19 protein-coding genes are annotated in these 22,388 nt (G+C 41.2%); 10 read left to right on the top strand and 9 right to left on the bottom strand.

What is annotated here, in order from left to right; all coding sequences use genetic code 11:
* Window positions 1-3: 3 nt before the first annotated feature.
* The 4 genes from ACIPUA_RS03045 to ACIPUA_RS03030 form a co-directional block, all read right to left on the bottom strand.
* Entirely contained in the window at window positions 4-843 is an 840-nt protein-coding gene (locus ACIPUA_RS03045; RefSeq protein ID WP_048607054.1) for a siderophore-interacting protein, read from the bottom strand.
* Window positions 844-1,244: 401 nt separating this feature from the next.
* The gene (locus ACIPUA_RS03040; protein WP_048607056.1) at window positions 1,245-1,424 is read right to left on the bottom strand and encodes a DUF2474 domain-containing protein; all 180 of its coding nucleotides are present in this window, start codon (window positions 1,422-1,424) and stop codon (window positions 1,245-1,247) included.
* The gene (gene cydB / locus ACIPUA_RS03035) at window positions 1,381-2,391 is read right to left on the bottom strand and encodes a cytochrome d ubiquinol oxidase subunit II (RefSeq protein ID WP_449059259.1); all 1,011 of its coding nucleotides are present in this window, start codon (window positions 2,389-2,391) and stop codon (window positions 1,381-1,383) included. Before cydB ends, ACIPUA_RS03040 begins: the two co-directional genes overlap by 44 nt.
* The gene (locus ACIPUA_RS03030) at window positions 2,381-3,718 is read right to left on the bottom strand and encodes a cytochrome ubiquinol oxidase subunit I (protein ID WP_042843965.1); all 1,338 of its coding nucleotides are present in this window, start codon (window positions 3,716-3,718) and stop codon (window positions 2,381-2,383) included. Before ACIPUA_RS03030 ends, cydB begins: the two co-directional genes overlap by 11 nt.
* Before the next feature lie 226 nt (window positions 3,719-3,944).
* On the opposite strand from ACIPUA_RS03030, the gene ACIPUA_RS03025 reads away from it, so the two are divergent.
* Together ACIPUA_RS03025 and ACIPUA_RS03020 are read left to right on the top strand one after the other, a co-directional pair.
* Window positions 3,945-5,369, top strand: a complete 1,425-nt coding sequence (locus ACIPUA_RS03025) for an aminotransferase-like domain-containing protein (RefSeq protein WP_449059258.1) — start codon at window positions 3,945-3,947, stop codon at window positions 5,367-5,369.
* A gap of 92 nt (window positions 5,370-5,461) precedes the next feature.
* Window positions 5,462-6,028: a HutD/Ves family protein gene (locus ACIPUA_RS03020; protein ID WP_042843962.1), complete on the top strand. Its 567-nt coding sequence runs from the start codon at window positions 5,462-5,464 to the stop codon at window positions 6,026-6,028.
* Here the strand turns inward: ACIPUA_RS03020 and ACIPUA_RS03015 are convergent.
* Complete coding sequence (locus tag ACIPUA_RS03015) at window positions 6,025-6,636, bottom strand: LysE family translocator (RefSeq protein ID WP_048607063.1); 612 nt, start codon at window positions 6,634-6,636, stop codon at window positions 6,025-6,027. The two genes, ACIPUA_RS03020 and ACIPUA_RS03015, sit on opposite strands and share 4 nt — an antisense overlap.
* Before the next feature lie 171 nt (window positions 6,637-6,807).
* On the opposite strand from ACIPUA_RS03015, the gene ACIPUA_RS03010 reads away from it, so the two are divergent.
* The 8 genes from ACIPUA_RS03010 to ACIPUA_RS02975 all read left to right on the top strand — a co-directional run bounded on the left by ACIPUA_RS03010 (window position 6,808) and on the right by ACIPUA_RS02975 (window position 17,617).
* A complete protein-coding gene (locus ACIPUA_RS03010) occupies window positions 6,808-7,269 on the top strand; it encodes an Lrp/AsnC family transcriptional regulator (RefSeq protein ID WP_042843960.1) in 462 nt (153 codons plus the stop codon).
* A 779-nt stretch (window positions 7,270-8,048) separates the two neighbouring features.
* A complete protein-coding gene (locus tag ACIPUA_RS03005) occupies window positions 8,049-9,413 on the top strand; it encodes a radical SAM protein (RefSeq protein ID WP_042843959.1) in 1,365 nt (454 codons plus the stop codon).
* Window positions 9,406-10,083 carry a TorD/DmsD family molecular chaperone gene (locus ACIPUA_RS03000; protein WP_042843957.1) on the top strand — a complete coding sequence of 226 codons (678 nt, stop codon included), beginning with the start codon at window positions 9,406-9,408 and terminating at the stop codon, window positions 10,081-10,083. Before ACIPUA_RS03005 ends, ACIPUA_RS03000 begins: the two co-directional genes overlap by 8 nt.
* A 32-nt stretch (window positions 10,084-10,115) precedes the next feature.
* Window positions 10,116-12,698, top strand: coding sequence for a molybdopterin-dependent oxidoreductase (locus tag ACIPUA_RS02995; RefSeq protein ID WP_048607069.1), 2,583 nt, complete (start codon window positions 10,116-10,118; stop codon window positions 12,696-12,698).
* A gap of 13 nt (window positions 12,699-12,711) precedes the next feature.
* Window positions 12,712-13,254 (top strand): DMSO/selenate family reductase complex B subunit, encoded by a 543-nt coding sequence (locus ACIPUA_RS02990; protein ID WP_042843955.1) that lies wholly within the window; start codon window positions 12,712-12,714, stop codon window positions 13,252-13,254.
* An 11-nt stretch (window positions 13,255-13,265) separates the two neighbouring features.
* Window positions 13,266-14,120: a dimethyl sulfoxide reductase anchor subunit family protein gene (locus ACIPUA_RS02985; RefSeq protein WP_129465852.1), complete on the top strand. Its 855-nt coding sequence runs from the start codon at window positions 13,266-13,268 to the stop codon at window positions 14,118-14,120.
* Window positions 14,121-14,329: 209 nt separating this feature from the next.
* On the top strand, window positions 14,330-16,453 hold the full coding sequence (locus tag ACIPUA_RS02980) for a TonB-dependent receptor family protein (protein ID WP_449059257.1): 2,124 nt from the start codon (window positions 14,330-14,332) through the stop codon (window positions 16,451-16,453).
* Window positions 16,454-16,471: 18 nt separating this feature from the next.
* A complete protein-coding gene (locus ACIPUA_RS02975) occupies window positions 16,472-17,617 on the top strand; it encodes an ABC transporter substrate-binding protein (RefSeq protein ID WP_449059256.1) in 1,146 nt (381 codons plus the stop codon).
* Between the two features lie 82 nt (window positions 17,618-17,699).
* Here the strand turns inward: ACIPUA_RS02975 and ACIPUA_RS02970 are convergent, their stop codons facing one another.
* The 4 genes from ACIPUA_RS02970 to ACIPUA_RS02955 all read right to left on the bottom strand — a co-directional run bounded on the left by ACIPUA_RS02970 (window position 17,700) and on the right by ACIPUA_RS02955 (window position 22,386).
* Window positions 17,700-19,514, bottom strand: coding sequence for a CocE/NonD family hydrolase (locus ACIPUA_RS02970; protein ID WP_042844355.1), 1,815 nt, complete (start codon window positions 19,512-19,514; stop codon window positions 17,700-17,702).
* A gap of 10 nt (window positions 19,515-19,524) precedes the next feature.
* The gene (locus tag ACIPUA_RS02965) at window positions 19,525-20,940 is read right to left on the bottom strand and encodes a YfcC family protein (RefSeq protein ID WP_449059255.1); all 1,416 of its coding nucleotides are present in this window, start codon (window positions 20,938-20,940) and stop codon (window positions 19,525-19,527) included.
* A gap of 26 nt (window positions 20,941-20,966) precedes the next feature.
* Window positions 20,967-21,689, bottom strand: coding sequence for an IclR family transcriptional regulator (locus ACIPUA_RS02960; protein ID WP_042843951.1), 723 nt, complete (start codon window positions 21,687-21,689; stop codon window positions 20,967-20,969).
* A 268-nt stretch (window positions 21,690-21,957) separates the two neighbouring features.
* A complete protein-coding gene (locus ACIPUA_RS02955; RefSeq protein ID WP_042843950.1) occupies window positions 21,958-22,386 on the bottom strand; it encodes a DMT family transporter in 429 nt (142 codons plus the stop codon).
* Window positions 22,387-22,388 lie beyond the last annotated feature (2 nt).

Raw genomic sequence — 22,388 nt, 5'->3', positions numbered from 1 at the left:
GTTTTAATCGTCTGGGTTATCCATTACGGCGTGGCGTTCATGATGGTAACCTTCTTCATCATAGCCATGACGCCAGTATGGGATAGCATAAATATCTTCACGGCCAAAACCCTTTTCACGACGAATAAAACGGCGTAAATCACGAATTATTTGGTCTTCTCCGGCAATCCAAAAAGCAGTATCACTGGTTGGAATGTCCCATGATTTAAAAGTAGAGATTAACGCATCCGTTTTAGTGATATCACCACAAATCCAAATAATTTCAACATGTTGTGGTTTTTCTAATTCACGAATATCTTCTTGGCTATCTAACCGTAAAACAACTTTACCTTGTGCATCTTTAGGCATTTTTTCTAGTAATGCGGCAATGGCTGGTAATGAGCTAGAATCCCCAGCCATAAAATAGTGTTTTCTAATAGGTAAGAGTGGGTCTGGACCACCAGGATTGGTGATCCCCATCCAATTACCCGGCTTTGCATCCCGAGCGAAAAGATAAGCGGGGCCTGTCACGCCATCATGCATTGCAAATTCAATATCAATTTCTTTTATTTCAGGTCGAATAGCACGCACACTATAGGTTCTCACAAATGGGCGGGGCTCATTTTCTGGCCAACTACGACCTTTTTCTGTTAATACAGGTAATGCTGGCTGGCTTTTTAAATCAGGAGCGAGAAAAATTTTCAGATGCCCACCTTCACAACCTGTAGGATAAGCACTGAGTTTTTCTCCGGTGAAGGTAATGCAACGGATAGAAGGGCTGACATCCCTAATCGATTTAACTTGGATAAGCTGTGGTGGAGCCGGGCGGTAGATATTTTTTTCAACGGGTTGTTCGGTAGCCACGGACAATCTCCTATGTTAATGATAATTTTATTATATGGTAATTATTATCATTATCATGAATATGCCGAAAAGTTGCAATACATAGTCTATGATTGTGGGGAGGATTTTTGTGTTTTATTAACCGGTAGTCAATTGAGTGATTGATCTGTACTGATAGCCGTCACTTAAGGAATAGCGATGGGATGACTATTCAGCAGGGGTTAATCGATAAATCAGTAAAATAAAGCGGTATAGTATGGTCGTAAGAATACATTTGAAGGCATGAAAAATTGACTGAATATGTAAAAAGGTACTTTGTTACGTTGTAACGTTTAGGCAATGAACTCTTTCGACTCACTGAATGCACTCAGCGTATTTATAAAATATGCCGTATATAAACTATACGGCATTCAATAGGTTAACTACTTCACTTTCATTCCGGCGGCGGTCATCATTAACTTAAATAGATAAGAGAATGCGAATAACGCGAATACACTCCCTAGCCAAATGACCGCCATCCAACCAAGTTTTTTCCACCAAGGTGAGGCTATCACGTTATCAGTGGTAGCCTTGGTCTGGGGTAATTTTTCCTCTGAAGACATAGTAACTCCAATAGGTATAAACCAAAATAACGGGAATAATGAATAATGCACCAACGAGCATAAAGCCCAAGCTTTCCGGTGGACCAGCGGCTTCACGGAAGCTAATTACTGGCGGAATGAGCGTTGGCCAAATACTGATCCCTAGGCCAGTAAAACCAAGGAAAATCAGTAAAAGTGCCGCCAAGAATGGCACGCTATCATGTTGCTGGCGTTTAGCACTCTTTAAGATCAACCAAGTGCAGCCTAATACTAGTAATGGAACAGGTAAAAAGAAGAATAGGTTAGGGAGTGAGAACCAACGGTCAAACACAGCTTCATTTAACATTGGCGTCCATAAGCTAATGATTGCAATAACAGCTAACATCAGTAAGGTTAATGGGCGCAGGATACGATACATGGTACGGCGTAGGTGGCCTTCAGTTTTCATGATTAACCAGCCACAAGCGAGCAACGCATATGCCACGACTAAGCCAAAACCACAAAATAGTGGGAACGGCGCAAACCAATCAAAATAGCCCCCTATGTAAACGCGGTTTTCAACATGGAAGCCTTGAATAAATGCCCCGACAACCACACCCTGCACAAATGTGGCGAAAATAGACCCCCAAATAAAGGCATGATCCCAATGTCGACGATGCGATTCGTCTGCTCTAAAGCGGAACTCAAAAGCAACACCTCGGAAAATCAACGCTAATAACATGAAGGTTAAAGGGATAGAAAGAGCATCTAATACAATTGCATAGGCGAGTGGGAATGCACCAAATAAGGCGGCACCACCTAAAACCAGCCAAGTTTCATTGCCATCCCATACGGGGGCAACGCTATTCATCATCAAATCGCGGTCTTGGCTATCTTTCAGGGCTGGATACAAGATCCCTATACCTAAATCGAAGCCATCCATTACGATATACATCAACATACTAAATACAATGATGACAAACCAAATGAGAGGTAAATCAATGCCCATGAGTTGCGTCCTCCGCGATACCTTTACGAATTAATTTCATCATGTACATGTAACCGATACCGAATACACTGCCATAGACGACAAAGAAAGCGATTAGGCTAATACTCATGTGCATTTCACCGTGTGCACTAACAGCATCAGCGGTTCGCTGTAACCCATAGACAACCCATGGTTGGCGGCCTATTTCTGTGGTAAACCACCCTGCAAGAATAGCGATTAAACCAGAAGGTGCCATGAAGAAAATAAAACGTAAAAATGCTTTTGACTCGTAAAGGTTTTTACGATAACGCAGCCATAGCCCCCACACGCCAGCAACTATCATTAACAAGCCTAGCCCAACCATGACGCGGAATGACCAAAACACCATAAACACATTTGGCCTATCTTCTGGTGCATATTCTTTTAACGCTGGCACTTGTTTATCAATGCTGTGTGTTAAAATTAAACTTGCCAGATAAGGGATTTCGATAGCGTATTCCGTTTTTTCTTTTTCTTGGTTGGGGATACCAAATAAAATAAGTGGCGTCGCTTCACCGGGTTTGTTTTCCCAATGGCCCTCCATTGCAGCAACTTTAACTGGTTGATGTTTCAATGTATTTAAGCCGTGTGCATCACCAATCAAAGCTTGAACGGGGGCTAATACCAAAATTAGCCACAGTGACATGGAAAACATCTTTTTCATGGCACTGGACTTGTTACCTTTTAGTAGGTGCCATGCAGCAGAAGCACCGACAAAGAAAGCTGCCGCAAGGAATGCTGCGGTTGTCATGTGCAGTAGGCGATAAGGGAAGGATGGATTGAAAATAACGGCCAACCAGTCAACGGGTACAATACGACCATCAATGATTTCAAAGCCTTGTGGCGTTTGCATGAAGCTGTTAGATGCTAAGATCCAGAATGTTGAGATAATGGTTCCGAGTGCGACCATGCAAGTCGCAAAAAAGTGAAGTTTTTCACCCACACGGTTCATACCAAACAGCATTACACCAAGGAAACCCGCTTCTAAGAAAAATGCAGTGAGGACTTCATAAGTTAGTAATGGCCCAGTAATACCGCCTGCAAAATCAGAGAAGAAGCTCCAGTTAGTCCCAAATTGATAAGCCATTACCAACCCAGAAACGACACCCATTCCGAAATTAACCGCAAAAACTTTTGACCAAAAATGGAACAGCTTTATATAGTCTTCATCACGAGTTTTAAGCCATAAACCTTGAAGCACAGCGAGGTAACTCGCTAGCCCAATCGTAATGGCGGGAAAAATAATATGGAACGAGACCGTAAACGCAAATTGAATACGGGCGAGTTCCAACGCACTTAGTCCAAACATATTGACCCCTGAATGGAAATGTTAATGGCACGCCCATTTAAAGCTTTGGTGATAACAATCGAAGCGCTTATCCCTAGCAAAAAATCGTTAACGCCGGATACAGCTAAAAATGTTTTGTGCTTATAGTTAAAAAAAGTCAGGTGAATGTGTGGATAAGTAGAACATGAGACGATAAACTATAATAGTAACAATTATTGAGAAATTAACTATAACAGTTGAGGCGGCTATGACGAGATATGAACAGTTAGCAGCGCAAATTCGTCAACAAATTGAAGACCATATCTGGCAAGTTGGTGACAGATTACCTTCACTTAGGGAAAGCGTTAAGCAATCAGGTCTGAGTTTAATGACCGTGGTACAAGCCTACCAATTACTCGAAAGCCAAGGTTGGGTTGTTGCTCGCCCGCAATCGGGTTACTATGTGGCTAACCGTAATAATTCATTTGCTGCGGCAAAGGGAGGAAAAGGGCTACATTTAAATGAGAATGTAGAGATTAACGCCTCTATTTTTGGTGTGCTACAAGCTTGTAAGGACCCTGATATTATCCCATTTGGCTCCGCATTTCCAGAACCCGCCCTGTTAGATGAACCAAAGCTTGCTAAATCGCTAGCTTCAGTGGCAAGGCGCTTATCAAAATTTAATACGCCAGCGAACCTTCCTCCGGGGAATGAGCAATTACGGCGTAATATTGCCCAACGTTATGCCACTCAAGGGATCCACGTTGCACCCGATGAAATTGTCATTACAGCTGGGGCGATGGAGTCCTTAGTTCTTAGCTTACAATCAGTTACGCAACCAGGGGACTGGGTTGTTATCGAGTCTCCAGCATTTTATGGTTCTTTACAGGCGATAGAACGTTTAAAACTCAAAGCAATAGCTATCAAAACTGACCCTATCTTGGGTATCGACCTAGATGCACTTGAAGAGATAGCGAATAAATACCCAATTAAAGCCTGTTGGTTAATGACTCACTATCAAAACCCCCTTGGCGGCACGATGCCACAGGCTAACAAAAAGCGCTTAGTTGATATTCTCAATAAACACCAAATTGCGTTAATTGAAGATGATGTTTACGGTGAACTCTATTTTGGCAATAAACAACCCATCCCTGCTAAGGCTTTAGATACCAAAGGTAATTTCTTCCATTGCTCTTCATTTTCCAAATGTTTAGCGCCGGGTTATCGGGTTGGCTGGGTTGCGGCTGGTCACCACGCGACAAAAATTCAACATTTACAAATGATGAGCACAGTTTCTGCCAGTGTACCGACTCAATTGGCGATTGCTGAGTATCTTTCTCTGGGCGGTTATGACAATCATTTGCGTAAACTGCGGCAAACTATGGAGCAACGTCAACATCAGATGCTCGGGGCCATAGCAAAATATATGCCGGCTTCAGTAAAAGTTAATATGCCTAAAGGCGGGTATTTTTTGTGGTTAGAATTTGAAGCACCTTTTAATGCTATTCGTCTTTATCAATTGGCTCTTAAAGAAGGGATCAGTATTGCGCCTGGTAGTATGTTTTCAACGAGCGAGCAGTTCAACCATGCATTTCGTCTGAATGCTTCATTTACATGGAACGAGCAAGTAGAAGAGGCCATGAAAACTTTAGGTCGTTTATGTCACTATTTAATTAATGAGAGGCGCGAATAGTCACATTATTGTTGTTAATTCATTGCCTTGAGAGACTAACTTTGCCAATCTAAGCTAAAACCACAAGTACCAATGGCAGCATAGGGGGTAATGTGAAAATAAAATGTTTTGATATGACGGAGTTACCTATCCTTGATTGGAATGATGGCGGGGGGTTTAGCCAAGAGGTTTTTTGCTGGCCTGTCGCATCGGATTACTCTTTACGTGCAAGTATTGCAACGATTAATAAAGATAGCTACTTAAAACGCTATGCCGAAGGCGAAAGGCTAGCTATCTTGCTTAATAAACAGCCGCTTTCATTAACCGATAACAAGGGTGTTGAATATCCACTAGGGCAAGTGGGTGACAGTATTCAGTTTTCTGCTCAGCAGTATTGCGCAGTTAATATAAAGCAACCCTCAACTCAATTATTGAATTTTATTTTTCGGCAAGATAGGTGGAGCGTTAAAAATTATTTAGTGACTGAAAAACGTAGGTTACCGGCAAACCAAGCAGGTCTTGTTTATGTACTTGAGGGCCAGTGGGAGGTTTTTGGTGGAAATTGTAACATAATGGCAAAAGGGCAAGGGGGCTGGTGGCTTCCTGATATCGGTGAAGGGGAGGTTAAGCCACTTAGCACCGATAGCAAATTAATTTGGATTGAGTTGTTGCCTCACTAGCTGGTTGCTAAGCCAATTGCAGCAAAAGTCAGCATTCCCCCTGCAACACCTTCGGTTATGCGGCGTTTTTTATCATTATAAGTTTGCTTGTTATGCATGGACGCAAATAATGCTCCGATCACACCGTAAATAACAATACAAGAAAAAATAAAAGTGGCAGACAAGATCAACGATTGAATAGCAACACTTTCATTTAATTGGATAAAATTAGGTAAGATGGCGAAGTAAACTAAGAGACCTTTAGGGTTGAGAAAGCTGGTCAAAAAGGCTTTGCCGATGATTGATTTTGTCGAGGCTGTTTTAATGCATATTTCACGTGTTCTGATGGCTGATAGCAGCATACAAACCGCGAGATAAGCCACATACGCGACACCTACCCATTTAATTGTATGGAAAATGGCTGGTGAGGCAGCAACAATCGCTGATAACCCTAATGCGGCAAGTATAGCATGGGTCATATAGCCCATAATAATTCCTAAATTAGCTTTCCAAGCAGCAATGGCCCCGCCGGAAAGACCTTGAGCAGAAATAAACAGCAGATCAGGTCCTGGTGTACATACCAGAGGGATCACAGTTGCGCTAAATAACAGCAAAGTTTGTAACTCCATTTGAATACCTCATGTTGATTATTTTTATTTAACACAACTGGCCAGTCGCAATAAAATTATAACTATGTATCGATAGTGTTGGGTTTTTTTATTGCTTGTAAAGCGTTAATTTTTGATATTAAATATCAAAAATTAACTTAAAAATAGCACTCAGATTCAATAGGTGAAAATATGGTAAAACTTGATGCCATAGATAAACATATTTTACGGGTTTTACAACGAGACGGTAAAATTCAAAATATTGAATTAGCTAAAGAAGTTGGGCTTTCCCCTTCTCCTTGTTTACGCAGAGTTAAATTATTGGAAGAAGCTGGGGTGATAAAACGTTACGTTGCGGTGCTTGATGGCGCTAAGATTGGGGCGGGGTTATCTTTATTTGCGCGTATTTGGTTTAAAACGCAGGATGCTCACACCATCAATCAATTTGTCCAAGAGATAAAGCAAATGCCAGAGGTTGTTGAATGCCACTTAATGGCAGGGGAATGTGATGCGCTAGTCCGTATTGTGACACATGATCTTGCATCATATCGCCGTTTCCATGCCGACCATCTGACACAAATTAATAGTATTCAAAGTATTAAGACTGAAGTGCCAATGGAAACAGTTAAAGTGACTTATGCATTACCATTATGACAGTATCGCTAATCGTTTATTGTTGTTTTATCAATTTTGTTGGGGCACATTCAGTTAGCTCTACAGTGTTATCAGGTAAGTAAAAATAGCCTGATTTCCCCATTTTTTTGATTTAACAATTAAAATAGTGGGCATAATATGCCTTGCATCAGGCATTATGGCGGTTGTGACGAATCAATAATAGTAACCGATATATTATTTAGTATTTTAAGAAAAGACAATAAGTAAAATATAAAATTTTTATTTATTAAATATTGTTTAACTATGGGTAGGTGATATTTAATTGTATTTTGAAAATTAATTTTACAAATTGAAATATAATTATTGATTTTAATATATAGAGAGAAAAGTTATGGTGAAATAGTAGCGTTGTTGTTTAGTGTGAGAATGTGAAATGTACTTATTTATATATCGGTTCGTTTTTTGATTAGGTATTTGGCTCAATAATAGTAACTGTTGGGTTTATAAATCAATACTACTGATAGCGTAATCTAATTGCTTGATATGTCAGTAATGAAATGGTTTTTTTTTGATCCTGCGCAACATCATTTTATATCCCTTCCTTATACTAGTATTAATCAAAAAAATATAATGCGAATATTTCTTATTTAATGAAGTTAGTAATTTCCAGTTTATTTCAATAACACGAATGTAATTATTGGCACGGCTTTGTTCTGTTATCAGTTTGCCAGTGAATTAGATGGTTATTATATTTCTTTATTCGAATTATGAAGCTCAAATTTTAAAGAAACTATTCGTCAGTAAATTGAAGGAAAACTATGATTTATCCGATTACTGATAGGCTGTTGCCTACCATCAATAACGCTGAGTTTAAGCGTTATGCTATGCGTTATTTGGATATTGAGAGACAAACACAGCAAGCTATTACTCAATATGGGGTTAGTTTTGAACCTGCTTTTTCACAGCAAAGTGAGATAAACCAGCTTAAACAGGATATTAAAGCGCTAGGTGCATGTTTTGCGAATAATGGAAAGAGTATACATAGTCATTGGCTATCGAGTGCTTGTGTGCAGTGCCGCACAGGGGAAGGGAGTTACACCACATTTTTATCATTAAAATGCCACCGTGACTGCTATTTTTGTTTTAATCCTAACCAAGAGAACTACCAAGGTTTTCAACATGAGATGAGGGACGCTGTTGGCGAAGTTGCTGCAATTGCAGAGCAAAAATACCCGCTAACACATATTGCTTTAACGGGAGGTGAACCATTACTTTTCCGCCAAGAGAGCATTGCGTTTTTCGCAGCAGTTCAACAGAAATTACCTCAGGTTCATAGCCGCTTATATACAGCTGGTGACCCATTAGACCGTAGCACAGCGGTAGCCTTAGCAAACGCAGGCCTTAAAGAAATTCGCTTTAGCATCAAAATTGATGATGCAGAAGAACGGATTGAGAAAGTTTTACACCGCATTGAATTAGCAAGAGAAATTTTCCCGACGGTGATGGTAGAGATGCCGGTTATCCCAGGCACTGAACCGCAAATGTACAAGTTACTCATGCGGTTAGATGATATTGGTATAGATGGGATTAACTTATTGGAATTTTGTTTTCCTTTAACAAATAGTGACGCTTACCAATCACGGGGCTTTCAACTTAAAAACCCCCCTTATGAAGTGTATTACAATTATTGGTATGCAGGTGGGCTTGCTGTCTCCCAAAGTGAATTAGCTTGTTTGCGTGTGGTTAAATTTGCATTAGAACAACAGCTATCACTTGGTGTGCATTATTGTTCCTTGGAGAATAAACACACAGGTCAAGTATACCAAAGTAACGCATTTTTTCGGCAACATGCTCAGCTTATTGGGCAACATTATCTATTTTCATCTCGCGATTATTTTTATAAAAGCGCCAAAGTATTTGGTGATGACCGCCCACAAGTAGCAAGACTATTAAAACAAGCGGGAATTTCTTATCACGAAGAGTTGTTGCACGGCTTTTTGCAGTTTAATCCCGAATCTATTTTGTATTTAACTTCCCTCGTTGATTTACCCATCGCACTCACCTCACACATCATTGAGCCTGATGAGCAGGGCAACCCTTTAATTAAAGAAGTGAAGGTTGAATTAACGACACCAACTCAATTTTTATTGGCCGATTTGCATGAAGGTTCCTGTAATGAATAACATCCCAACATTTGATTATCTCTATGCGCGTCAATTTGCTTATGACGTATTAAGACGCTTATTAATAGAAGAACCTACCCCTGAGTTATTAAATTATTTGGATAATACGGGGTTGGCATTATTCCCTTGTGATGAAGCATTACCCGCGATGAAAAATGCAATTGAGGAAATGGGAAAAGATTTACAGTCACGGACGTTACAAGCAAACGCGGATAGTTTTGAAGATTTACATTGGGATTTTACCCGCTTATTTATTGGCCCAGAAGCGCCTCCGGCGGCACCATGGGAGTCTACTTATGTCTCCCGTGACAAATTGTTGTTTCAAGAAAACACATTAGCTGTAAAAACCTTTTATCAAAAATATGGGTTCCAATTACCTGAGGGTGACATGGAGGCAGCAGATCATATTGGGTTTGAGTTAGATTTTATGTGGAATTTAAGTCAACGCATTGTTGCGATTGTCGATGTTGGAAATGAGCTAGGCGAAGACGCAAAAAAATTATTGTTAGGGTCATCTGCATTCTTAGATACGCATCTTTTAGCATTTATTACCCCGTTTTGCCGTGCAATGCATAACCATGCAGAAACCTTATTTTATCGCCAATTAAGCTCACTTTTAGAGCTTTTTTTGCGCAACGACCTTAAAAGAATCAATGAATTAGTTAATTAATAATAATAAAGCAAAGTGAAGAGGTAAGAGCAATGTCAGAAAGACAGAAAGTAGCCTTAAGTCGTCGTTCATTTTTAGCATGGACATCGGCGGCATCAGTGATGGCTACGTTGCCGCTAAGTAAACGACTTTATGCTGCAACACCAGAAGAGGAAAAAGCCGTTGCCCAAGCAACCGACGCTGTCACTCAAGGGACATGGAAGCCCGTGGCATGTTGGCATAACTGCGGTGGTCGTTGTGTCAATAAAGCCCTCGTCGTTGAAGGTGTCGTTGTTAGGCAAAAAACAGATGATGTGGTAGCGGACTCACCTGACTTTCCACAACAACGAGGCTGTTTACGTGGGCGTTCTCAACGTAAACAGGTATTCGGCGCCGATCGATTAAAATACCCAATGAAACGTAAAGGTTGGGCTCCCGGAGGGGGAGATAAAAGCTTGCGTGGGCGTGACCAGTGGGTACGTATTAGCTGGGATGAAGCACTTGATATTGTTGCGTCAGAAAGCAAACGCATCAAAGAAAAATATGGTAATGAATCCATTTGGATCACAGGCGGCAATGGTGTTGATATCCAAAATGTTTATGCGAAAGCGGGTGGATTTGTTGGCGACTGGGGAACAACGTCATGGGGAGCATGGTTTGAAACACCAGCCCATTTAGGGTTGTTAGAAGGTTTTTATACCTTTGGTACCAATGATCGTTTTGATATGCGTAATTCACAATTGATTGTTATGTGGGGGGCAAACCCTGCGTGGAGTAGCCCTGGTAGCCCAACCTATAACTACTATCAAGCAAAAAAAGCAGGAGCTCGGTTTATTTGTATCGACCCAAGCTATACTGCGACAGCGGAATTAATGGATGCTGATTGGTACCCTATTAACCCGGGTACTGACCACGCTTTAGCGTTGGGCATCATGTATGCTCTATTGGAAATGGACAGCCAAGATAACCCATTAATTGATTGGGATTTCTTGCGCCGTTGTACGGTTGGTTTTGATGAAACTAATATGCCAGCAGGGGCTGATCCAAAAGGTAATTTTAAAGATTATTTATTAGGTACGTATACAGGGGAGCCGAAAACACCTGAATGGGCATCTAACATTTGTGGGCTATCCGCTACAGATATCCGTAAATTGGCCCGTGAAATTGGTGGGACAAACCGAGTGGCACTACTTACTGGCTGGGCTCCAGCTCGTGTTCATAATGGAGAAGGTTGGGTACAAGCATTCTCAACCTTAGGTTTTATGACAGGGCATATGGGTAAACCGGGGCGTATGACAGGGGTAAGCTGCCATTTTGCGGCAGGGAATAACGGTACTCGCTTAGTGATGGCTGGCGACAGTGGTTTACCGGCGGTGCCAAACCCAATTAGCCTGAAAATTAACCATAATGAACTCAACCGTGCATTATTAGAGAAAAAATTCCGTCAACGCGGTGTGGGTGATGTAAACGCTAACATTCAAATGATTATCCACCCATTTAATGCCACACTGCAAACACGCGCCAATATTTCGCAGAGTATTGAAGCCTACCGTAAAGATGTGGAATTAGTGGTAACAGCAGCTTATGTTCCACACACTTGCGCTAAATACTCCGATATTGTACTGCCAGTAACTACCGAATGGGAGCGTGAAGGGACCATATTAAATCCAAGCAACCGCGAAGTTATTATTGCCGCGGTTAATGTGACCCCACCTCTTTATGAAGCGAAAAGTGACCAATGGATTGCCAAAGAAATCGGAAAACGCCTTGGCATTAATGTCGATGAAGTATTCCCTGTTTCTGAGAAACAGCAGTTCTTCAATAAGCTTAATGGTGCAACAATTATTGGTGAAGATGGTAAAACCACTGAGCCATTGCTGACAATTACCCAAGCAGACATTGATGAATGGCAAGTGACAGGCAAACCTCAGCAAGGTCGCATTACATTGAATGAGTTTCTTACCGTTGGGAAATATCAAGTTAAACGAACTAAAGGTGATAACTATGGTTATATCGCCTATGAAGACTTTATTCGAGACCCTGAAGGGAATCCGCGCCCAACGCCAAGTGGTAAATTTGAAATTTATTGCCAAACATTGGTAGAAAAAGCGGATGAATGTGGTTGGACAAAATTACCTCCGATCCCTGAGTACATTCCTTCAGCAAATGGCTATGAAGCTAGCTTTAAGGATTTCTCTAAAAAAGAAAAAGGGGATTATCCATTCCAAATCTATAACCCTCATTATTTACGCCGTTCACACAGTACCCTTGATAATGTGCCTTGGTTACGCGAGCAGTGGCCTAGCCCAATTTACATCAATGCGTCGGATGCAAAGCGCCTAGGAATTAAGCATGGTGAAACGGTGTTAGTTACAAGCCCACAAGGGAAAATTGTACGTCCAGCATTGGTTACCCAAACGATGAAACCAGGAGTGGTTGCATTACCTCATGGTAGTTGGACGAATGTGGATGAAAAAACAGGGATAGATATGGCAGGGGCTGATAATACGCTAACGATCCAAGTACCAACGGGTCTTGGCACATCAGGTTGGAACACCATGCTGTGTAATATCGAGAAATGGCATGGTGATCAATTAGTTCCAGATGCTGCTATTCCACAGCGTATTATTTTTTAGGGGGCAATAAGAAATGGATAAACAAGTCGGATTTTATATAAACGTTGCTGCCTGTATTGGGTGTAAAACCTGTGTAGTAGCTTGTAAAGACAAGAACGACCTTGAGGTTGGGCGTAATTTTCGCCGAGTATATGACGTTGAAGTTGGGGAATACCCGCGGCCTCGTCTCTGGCATTTATCAATAGCTTGTAATCACTGTGATGACCCTCAGTGCGTCAGTCATTGCCCAACAACGGCAATGCATAAACGTGAAGAAGATGGGGTTGTGTTGGTCGATCACAATAAATGTGTTGGATGCCGCTATTGTACTTGGGCTTGCCCATATGAAGCACCACAATTTGATGCGAGTATTGGTATGATGACCAAATGTGATACCTGCATCGACCTGCGTGAGAAAGGGGGAAACCCTATGTGTGTGGATTCTTGCCCAATGCGTGCCATTGAATTTGGCTTAATCAGTGAATTGCGCAAAAAATATGGCACAAATGCGGATATTGATGGGTTACCAAGCTCATCAATCACGAAGCCGAACCTTGTTGTCGGCACGAAAGGATAAGGAAAACTATCATGCATGAATTTCCATTGGTGATTTTCACCTTATTTATGCAGGCCTCAGTGGGCTGCTTGGTTGTTGCATTAATCTGTTATTTCCGGGTACTTGGCGGGGGAAATGATATTCAGAATGTTCAGTTTATCAAACGACCTGTTTTAGCCAGTTTTGTTTTAGGTTGCATTGGGTTACTCGGTTCGTTATTTCACATGGGGAACCCTCTGCACATGTTTTACACTATGCTGCACGTGTCGACCTCATGGATGAGCCGTGAAGTTTGGGCGACTGCAATTTACATGGGGTTACTATTTTTTAGTGTCGCTTTACTTTTACTGAAACAAAAAGCGAATGCTGCATTACTGGTACTGAGTGCGATTGCTGGCTTGATGTATATGTATGCGATGTCAGCGTTATATGCCAATACATTATTTAACTTATGGAATGGTTTATTCACTTACGCGAGTTTCTTCGGCGCGGTATTACTGGTAGGCGGTGTTGTTGCTGCACTTTTGCTGGTGGGGTCTTTGCGCCGAAGTGCGAAAGAAGAGCAGGTACAACGAGTGGTTAAAATTACCTTAGGGCTAGGTATTATGGGGATACTACTTATGTTATTAGGGGCTTTATCGCTGCTTGGTAATATAGGTGAGCCGATTTACCTCGGTATGACCCAGCGTGAAATGCCAGAAGGGCTACTGAGTTTAAGCCTTGTTCGTGTAGTGTTAATCGCATTAGGCATACTATTTGTTGGCCGCTTGCTGTGCCAAAAGACGGGGCAAAATACCAACGCTACGGTTGTGATGTCTTTGGCCACGCTGTGTATTTTTGCCGGTGAGGGTGTTGGACGAGTGGTATTTTTCTCACTTGGTGGTTAATTTATCATCATATTAATCTAAAATCCGAAGGTGAGCTCCTTCGGATTTTTTTATATGCTTATGTGCATTTTAGTACAGCAAAAACTAAATTATGATTGTAAAAGTGGGTTATTGACAAATTAATTACCAAAAGTGAGTAAATTATGTTGATTGTTATTAATGATTATAATTATCATTATCGCTCTTAATTCTCTTTTAGCTCATCGGTTATGAAATTAAAAACTCGCAAATTACTTACCCCCCTCGCAATTTCTACTGCTCTGATATCTCATTACGCTGTTGCGGCTGATAATACAAAGAGTGACCAAATCACAGTTACGGGCAATTGGCTCGAAAATACACAAGACAGTGAAGTGGTATTTAATCATCCCGGCGCTAGAACGGTAAAAACACAACAACAAATAAAAGAAACTGGCAGTGAAACAATCGCAGATGCATTAAAAGGGATCCCAGGTGTACAAGTTCGTGAAAGTAATGGAACCGGTGGCAGTGATGTTTCTTTGAATGTGGGAGTCCGTGGGTTAACTTCGCGTCTTTCACCGCGCTCAACTATTTTGCTTGATGGGATGCCATTAGCCGCAGCACCTTATGGCCAGCCGCAGCTTTCTATGTCCCCATTATCTTTGGGAAGTATTGAATCTATTGATGTCATACGCGGAGGGGCTTCGGTACGTTATGGGCCACAAAATGTAGGGGGAGTGATTAATTTTGTGACTAAGCCTATCCCTAAAGATTTTGGTGGCGGTGTATCAGTACAGACGCAGGGTGCCAAAACAGGCGGGTTAAAAACATTAGTGGATGCCTCGCTAGGGGGCTCTAAAGCGGATGATTCTGCTGGGGCAATTTTGCTTTATTCGGGTTTACACGGGCAAGGTTACCGTAAAAGCAATGATAACACGGATATTGATGACCTCATGCTGAAAACGCGTTATGCCTTAACAGATAACGATGAATTATTAGCTAATTTTCATTATTACCGTGCAATGTCGGGTATGCCCGGAGGCTTGACCCAAGCTGAATATAATGCTGACCCATTCCAATCAACACGGCCTTATGACCGTTTTGAAGGTAATCGGCAGGATCTGTCATTGAAATACAAGCACGAAGTAGATGACAAACAATTTGAATTGATGACTTGGTTTAGCAAAAGTTACCGGGGGAGTTATATAGAAAGTGACCATAAAGAAAAAGTGAATGAAAGGCGCTTAGTGTCTTACCCTCGTCATTATACTGCTTATGCGATTGAACCAAGTTACTCGCAATTATTCCGTTTTAATGATATTTCCCATGAGGTTACCATTGGTTATCGTTATTTAAATGAAACGGCAGATGAAAAAGCGTACCGCTCAAATTGGTACCAAGCGGGGAGCCAAAGCACTCGCCCTGATACCAATAATTATTATCAGCACACGTCTGGGGGAACAGAAGCCCATGCGATTTATTTGGATGACACTATCGATGTTGGTAATTGGACGCTTATTCCCGGAATTAGATACGAAAATATTAACATTCATTTAGACGATAGCTTTAAAGAACAACATCGCAGTAAACGTTATAGTGAACCACTTCCTGCACTAGCAGTGATCTACCATATTGATGATGAATGGAAGTTGTTTGCCAATGCCAGCACATCATTTGGGAGTTTGCAATATTTCCAATTGAATACTAAAGGGGTTGGTAACTCACCTGCGAATGGGTTAAGTGCAGAAAAAGCGCATAATTATGAAGTAGGTACTAAATACGACAATACCGCCTTGTCCCTTGAAGCAACATTATTTTATATCGATTTTGATGACCAATTATTATACGTTGAAAATACAACGGGTTGGACGAACCTAGGTGCAACAACACACCAAGGTGTCGAGTTAGCCGCGAGGTACAACTTATCTGACCTTACTGATGCACTTGAAGGCGCGAGTGTTTACAGTACCTATACCTACACTAAGGCGGTGAGTAAGAAAGGGAACTTTGCTCATAAAGATTTACCTTTTTATTCACGCCAAGTATTCACCGCAGGTGGCCGTTACGAAACGGGGAATTGGGTTTGGAACTTGAATACTTATGCGCAATCAACCCAAGAGTCACCAGGCACAACAGACCAATATGTTACTAAACCAAGCGTGGATGGCCGTTATGGGACTATCCCAGGTTATATGGTATGGGACGCTCGCGGTGAATACCATTTTGGGAGAAGTTTGTCTGATTTAACGCTATCCGCTGGTATTAAAAATTTATTTGATCAAACCTATTTCACACGCTCTACGGATAACAATTATGGCATTTATGTTGGGCAGCCGAGAACTTACTACGTTCAAGCGTCTGTGAAATTTTAATGAATATAAGGCAAAACAATGACTGGTAGACAAACTATCAAAAAATTGGGTGTAATTCTTAGCGTCGTTAGCATATTTTTTGCGGCTACAAGCATGGCTGCACCTACTGTGGTCACGGATATTGCAGGTCGGGAAGTCACGGTGAATGTGCCAGTATCCCGTGTAATGTTAGCGGATAGCCGTGTCTTGGTAGCACTGAATATACTACACCCAAAAACGCCATTAAAAGGGGTTATTGCTTGGGATGACGCGTTAATAAAAAAAGCACCTGACCTAAGTGTTGCATATAGCAAAAAATTTCCAGAACTCAAAAAGATCCCTGTGTTTCCTAACCCATACACTACTGATTTCAGCGTAGAAAAAGCGCTAGTTGCTCAACCCGATTTATTGATTTTTGATATTGGCTTGAAAAGCAAGCTAACAGAAAGCGGGACGTTATCATTATTGGAAAAAAGCGGTTTACCTGTCATTTTTATCGATTTTAGACAATACCCACTTAAAAATACTATGCCGAGTATGACGATACTCGGGCAAGTATTTGGTGAGGAGCAGCAGGTGAAGGAATTTAACCAGTTTTATCAACAAAAATTGGGGTTAATTCGTTCAAGGGTCTCCTCGATTGATAAAGATAAACGTCCAAGTGTGTTTATTGAAAGGGCCGCTGGTATTTCAGGGGTTGATTACTGTTGTAAAACCTTTGGTAATGGTAATTTTGGTGAGTTTGTTGAAACAGCAGGGGGAAACAACCTCGGTTCACAATGGTTTAGCATTGGCATGGGTGGGGAAATTAGTGAGGAGCAATTAATCCACAGCAACCCAGATTACTATTTGATGACAGCCGCTGATTGGGATAGTACCCGTAAAGGCAGCGCTTCAGTACCATTGGGTTATACAGGGGATAAACAAAAGTCTCTAGCGCGACTGAACAAGCTGATGGAACGCCCTAAGTTTCGTTCGTTAGCGGCATTTCAAAACAAACAAGTATTAGCACTATATCAACAATATTATGATACTCCATTTAATATTATTGCAGTGGAGGCGATTGCGAAGTTTATCCATCCGGAGCTATTTGCGGATCTTGATCCCCAAGCCGATAGCGACTATTTACACCAAACTTTTACCGCGCTAGATGGTGACGGTGTATTTTGGGTACAAGCACAATAGGCGATGACCATGTTTTACCTGCTTTAGTGTTATCAAATAACTAAAGCAGGTAACGGAATACATTAACTATTATTGAAAACGATTAACGTGGTTTAATAACAGGTAATACAATTTTTGATGGGTGTTCGCTCGAAATATGTATGCTATTGCGGGCTACTTGTAATTTCCTATCACCTGCAATCATTTCCCCCGTATTGGTATTGAAATCATATTTGGGGAAATTACTGCTTGAGATATCTAACCGGATACGGTGGCCCTTGGTAAAGCGGTTAGCACAAGCAAATGGTTTTATCTTCACTTCAACAATTTGCTCCGGTATGAGTAACTGTTTTTGTTCATAGCCATTACGAAAGCGGCAACGTATGATGCCATCGGTGATATTCATTGCATACCCTTGTGGGTAATCATCACTTGGTGGGTAAACATCGATCAGCTTTGCTGTAAAGTCGGTATCCAGGGCATCACTACTGATCCATAATGAAACTTCAATATCCCCAGCTAAGCATACCTCTTCTTGTAATTCTTCCGTTTCAAATACCAGTACATCAGAACGAGATGCAAGGGGGAGGTTATTTCCTTTGCTACCAAAAAACTGCGGTAATTCACGCTGATCAAATGCACCGCCCCAAAATATGGGTTGCCCAGATGTTAAAGCCCCCCCAATTGTCGGGACGGGGTGTTTAGGGTCATAACAATAGGATAAAGACACTGTTTCAGAGTGTTTTTCATGGCGTAATGAATTGTCGGGCCATAAATAGAAAGCTGTAGGCTTAATATTGGGCAGCGGCCATTGGTGATGGGTTAGCCACTGGCCACCATGCTCTAAACGCCCGTTAGTATTACGTTTACCCGAACCTCCCCCCATCATAAAAATAGTTACATCCTCATGGGGGCAGTCAGTTGTATTACCTTGTAAGTGTTCTTGGAACCAAGATAAACGGCAAGATAACCAATCTTCGCTTACATTGCGGTCAAATGTTGCGATATCACCAAACTCGACATCACCACTGTGGGTGATATTACGATCCCCATGTAACCAAGGCCCCATGATTAATTTTTGCGGGGATTGTTTCTTGGTGACAAATGCACGGTAATTATCTAATGTGGAACTGACATAGGCATCATACCAGCTGGACATGAATAGTACTGGGATATCAGGTATTTGGTCATAATATCCTTCCGCATAAATGCCTATTTTCTGCCAATAATCTGTAAAACACTCTTCTTCCCACTGCTCAAACAAGTAGGATTCATATTCAGGGACATGTTTTAGTAAGGTATGTCCTTGATGCCATGGCATTGCAGCAAACCAATCATGAATATTTTCTTGCTCAAGTGCTGCTGCTATTTTAGCCGATTGTTGCGCTAATGGACTTAATTTTGCTTGCTTAAATGCCCAAGTAGCTTGTTTAAGTTCAAATGCGCCTCCTTGGCGGATCCCACACTGAAAGGCATTGGCAAAACCGCCGGAATCTAACACCATAGTTAGCAAACCTGGAGGGTTCAAACAAGCCATTGCCAATTGCGTGTGTGCGGCATATGAGAGGCCCATTGAACCTATTCTCTTATTGCTCCAAGGTTGTTCCATGATCCATTGTAATGTGTCGAAACCATCCTCGGCTTCATTAATGTATTTAGTGAATACTCCTTCAGAGTCATAGCGCCCACGGCAATCTTGAAATATCACAATAAACCCGTGGTTAACGAAATACTGGGCCATCTCTTGGCGTGTAATTTGATGTCCAGAAGCCGTTTTTTCTGAGCGTGAAGGTGCAGTTTTATCGTAAGGTGTACGCTCAATAATAACTGGGTAAGCTGCTGATAATTTTCCCTGAGGAAAATAAACATCAGTAGAAAGCGTGATCCCATCGCGCATTGTTACGCGGTAATTCTTCATATCCATCCTGCTAATACCCTATGGTTACTGCTATGGTTAATAAGCCAATTCCGACTGCCATAAAAATTAAAAATAGAGGAAAAATGTATTTTGCCCATGTCGTCCAACTTACCCCTGCGGTAGCTAAGAAGATGAGTAGCCCACTGGATGTTGGTGTGATCATATTGGTTAATCCATTGCCCATTAAAAACGCAAAGACGGTTGTTTGTGGCGAAACGCCTGAAATTTCCCCAACTGGACCTAAAATTGGCATAGTAACGGCGGCTTGACCTGATGTGGAAGGGATGGCGACATCCAGTAATAACTGCGAAAGGAACATGCTATATGACGAGATATAAGCACCATGGTCGCCAACTAAACCAACTAGTTGATGAATAATGGTATCGAGAATTTTCCCTTGTGAAAGAATAATTTCAACGGCGGTAGCTAGGCCAATTAAGACACCAGCAATCAGCACTTTTTTCATCCCGCTGACAAAGGCATCCGCCGCTGCACTGGCGGTTAAGCCGCTACAAAAAGTGAGAACGACACTTAAAAATAAATAATAAGCAGATAAATCATTATTTTTCCAATGCCAGCGATTAGACGCATAAACTAAAAATGCCACGCCAATCGCTAAAACAATGAGCATGAGTTTATGGCGGCGGGTTAACTGACTTGATTGGACATGTTCTTCGACAACATAAGAAGTTAATGTTGTCTTACGAATGCTATAGAAAACAAATAAGATCCCTAAAGTAATAAACACAAAGTAGGCTGCAACCCGCATACTGAGGCCGCTAAACACAGGTAAGCCAACGAGCGGTTGTGCAATAGATAAGGCATATGGGTTAGTAATTGATGCCAAATAACCCACTTTGACAGCGATAGCGACAATAGCAAGACCGATGAGCTCATTAAGCCCGACACGCTTCATTAAGGCAATAACCATCGGGATCACTAAAAGATACTCTTTAGCTAACCCCATAAAGGTACTACCCATAGAAAAAACAATCATTAAAAAAGGGATTAAGAGGTAAATATTGCCACGAGTGACATGCAGCAACCTTTCTAAACCTGACTCAATCGCGCCTGTTTTATTGAGAATACCAAACATGCCACCAATAAATAGAACCATATAAATAAGTGGGGATTGTTTAATAATTCCTTCAGGAATGGCTTTGAATAGCTGAAGTAGGCTGACAGGAGCCGCTTCATTTTCAGCCGGTTTTTCTATTCCCAATACTTGGTCAACAGTTACTTGTTTTGTGATGGTTTGGTAGGAACCTGGAATGACCTTTTTACCCTCGCGTTCATACTGCCCTGAATTAACAAAGTAAGTCATTAAAAAAGCAATAACAACAATGGTTAACATCACTAAAACGGGGTTCATTTGCCAGCCAGGAGATGGTGATGGGCTGTGTATTGTGGTTTGTGTTGGTTGCATGGGTGTTATCTCTTTTATTGTATTAATTATAAGTGGTAACCGAGTTGCCTCGAAATACGTTGAGTCGCTTGGAGTAATTGCTCCGTCATATTGTGTTCTTTTTCATCAGAAAAGCGGCTAAGAGGAAGGCTGATACTGAGTGCTGCAATGCATTCGCCCTGTTGAGAAAAAATAGGGGCGGCAATAGCACCTATTCCCGCCGTTAATTCCCCGCGTGTAATGGCGAAACCCCGTGCCCGTATTTCGTCAAGGGATTTGGTCAGGGAGGCATTTTTTTCAACAAAGGGCGCCTGCACAGTGGTAGGAGCATAGGCGAGTAATACTCTTCCTGAGGCACCTGAACCGAGTGGGCGGCGGTTACCAGCTTCACTGCGAACTTGTAGTGACTGCCCTGAAGCTTTATGAAGAACTTGCAAAATTTCATGGTGATCACGTATACGCAGTTGAATGTTTTCATCAAAAAGTTGGCGTAGATGTTCAGCTTCAATATCAGCTACTTGGATATAGTTGATTTGCTGGCGAGCACAATTTCCTAAGCTTAATAATTGATGACCCAAATGATAGGTAACAGGGTTATCATTTTTTTGTACAAAATCACGATGCTCCAATGTGCATAATAGCCTGTATACTTTAGATTTATTCATTCCAGATAAGCGAGCTAGCTCACTTAATCCAAGGTTATTTTTCTCACCTAATAACATCATCAGTAATAAAGCATCATCAACAGCCGTCACAATATTGTCTTTCATGATTGCCTCACTTGGTTTGTACAGTAAACCACTGGTTTATATAATAAAATTAGCATGGGGAATAACTAAAAATGATTCAAGAGAGTTGTTAATAAATTGTGAGGTGGATTAGGTTTTTGAAAATGAATTTAGTGTGTTAGAAAGCGTATTTAATAATTGATTTTTTATATAAAACAATTGGTTAATTTCTATTTGGCAAATAAAGAAAGCGGATGGCTGTTCAAGTAAAAAACAAAATAAACAGAGATAAAAAACCTTAAAAAGTAATTTAATTGGTTCGCCTGATAAAATGAATGGATACACCACCAATAATTAATACAACGCCTATTAATTGTAAGTAGACATTTTGACTATGTGCGCCATTTACAAGGTCAATCACTAAGCTTGAAATCATTTGGCCGCAAATAGCCAGTATTGAGGTGAGCATGACACCAAGCAATGGTAGAACATAGCTATTAATGATAACAAAAAACGCACCAATGATACCGCCAATGAATGCAACTAACGGGATCTCATTGAAATTAAACAGGTATGTTTTAAAAATGAGCACCATGATAGTGAGAAACAAAAAACCAACAAAGTGGTTGATTAGTGAACTGTAGAACGCATTATGTTGTTGAGCTAATTTGCCATTTAATGTGCGGCTAATGACAATACAAATACCATTTAGTAATGCGATAAAAATATATATACTCATTT

The sequence above is a fragment of the Providencia sp. AGC89 genome (assembly GCF_053543535.1).
Note: the sequence above shows the minus strand (reverse complement) of the source record. Positions and strands in the feature narration are given on the sequence as shown.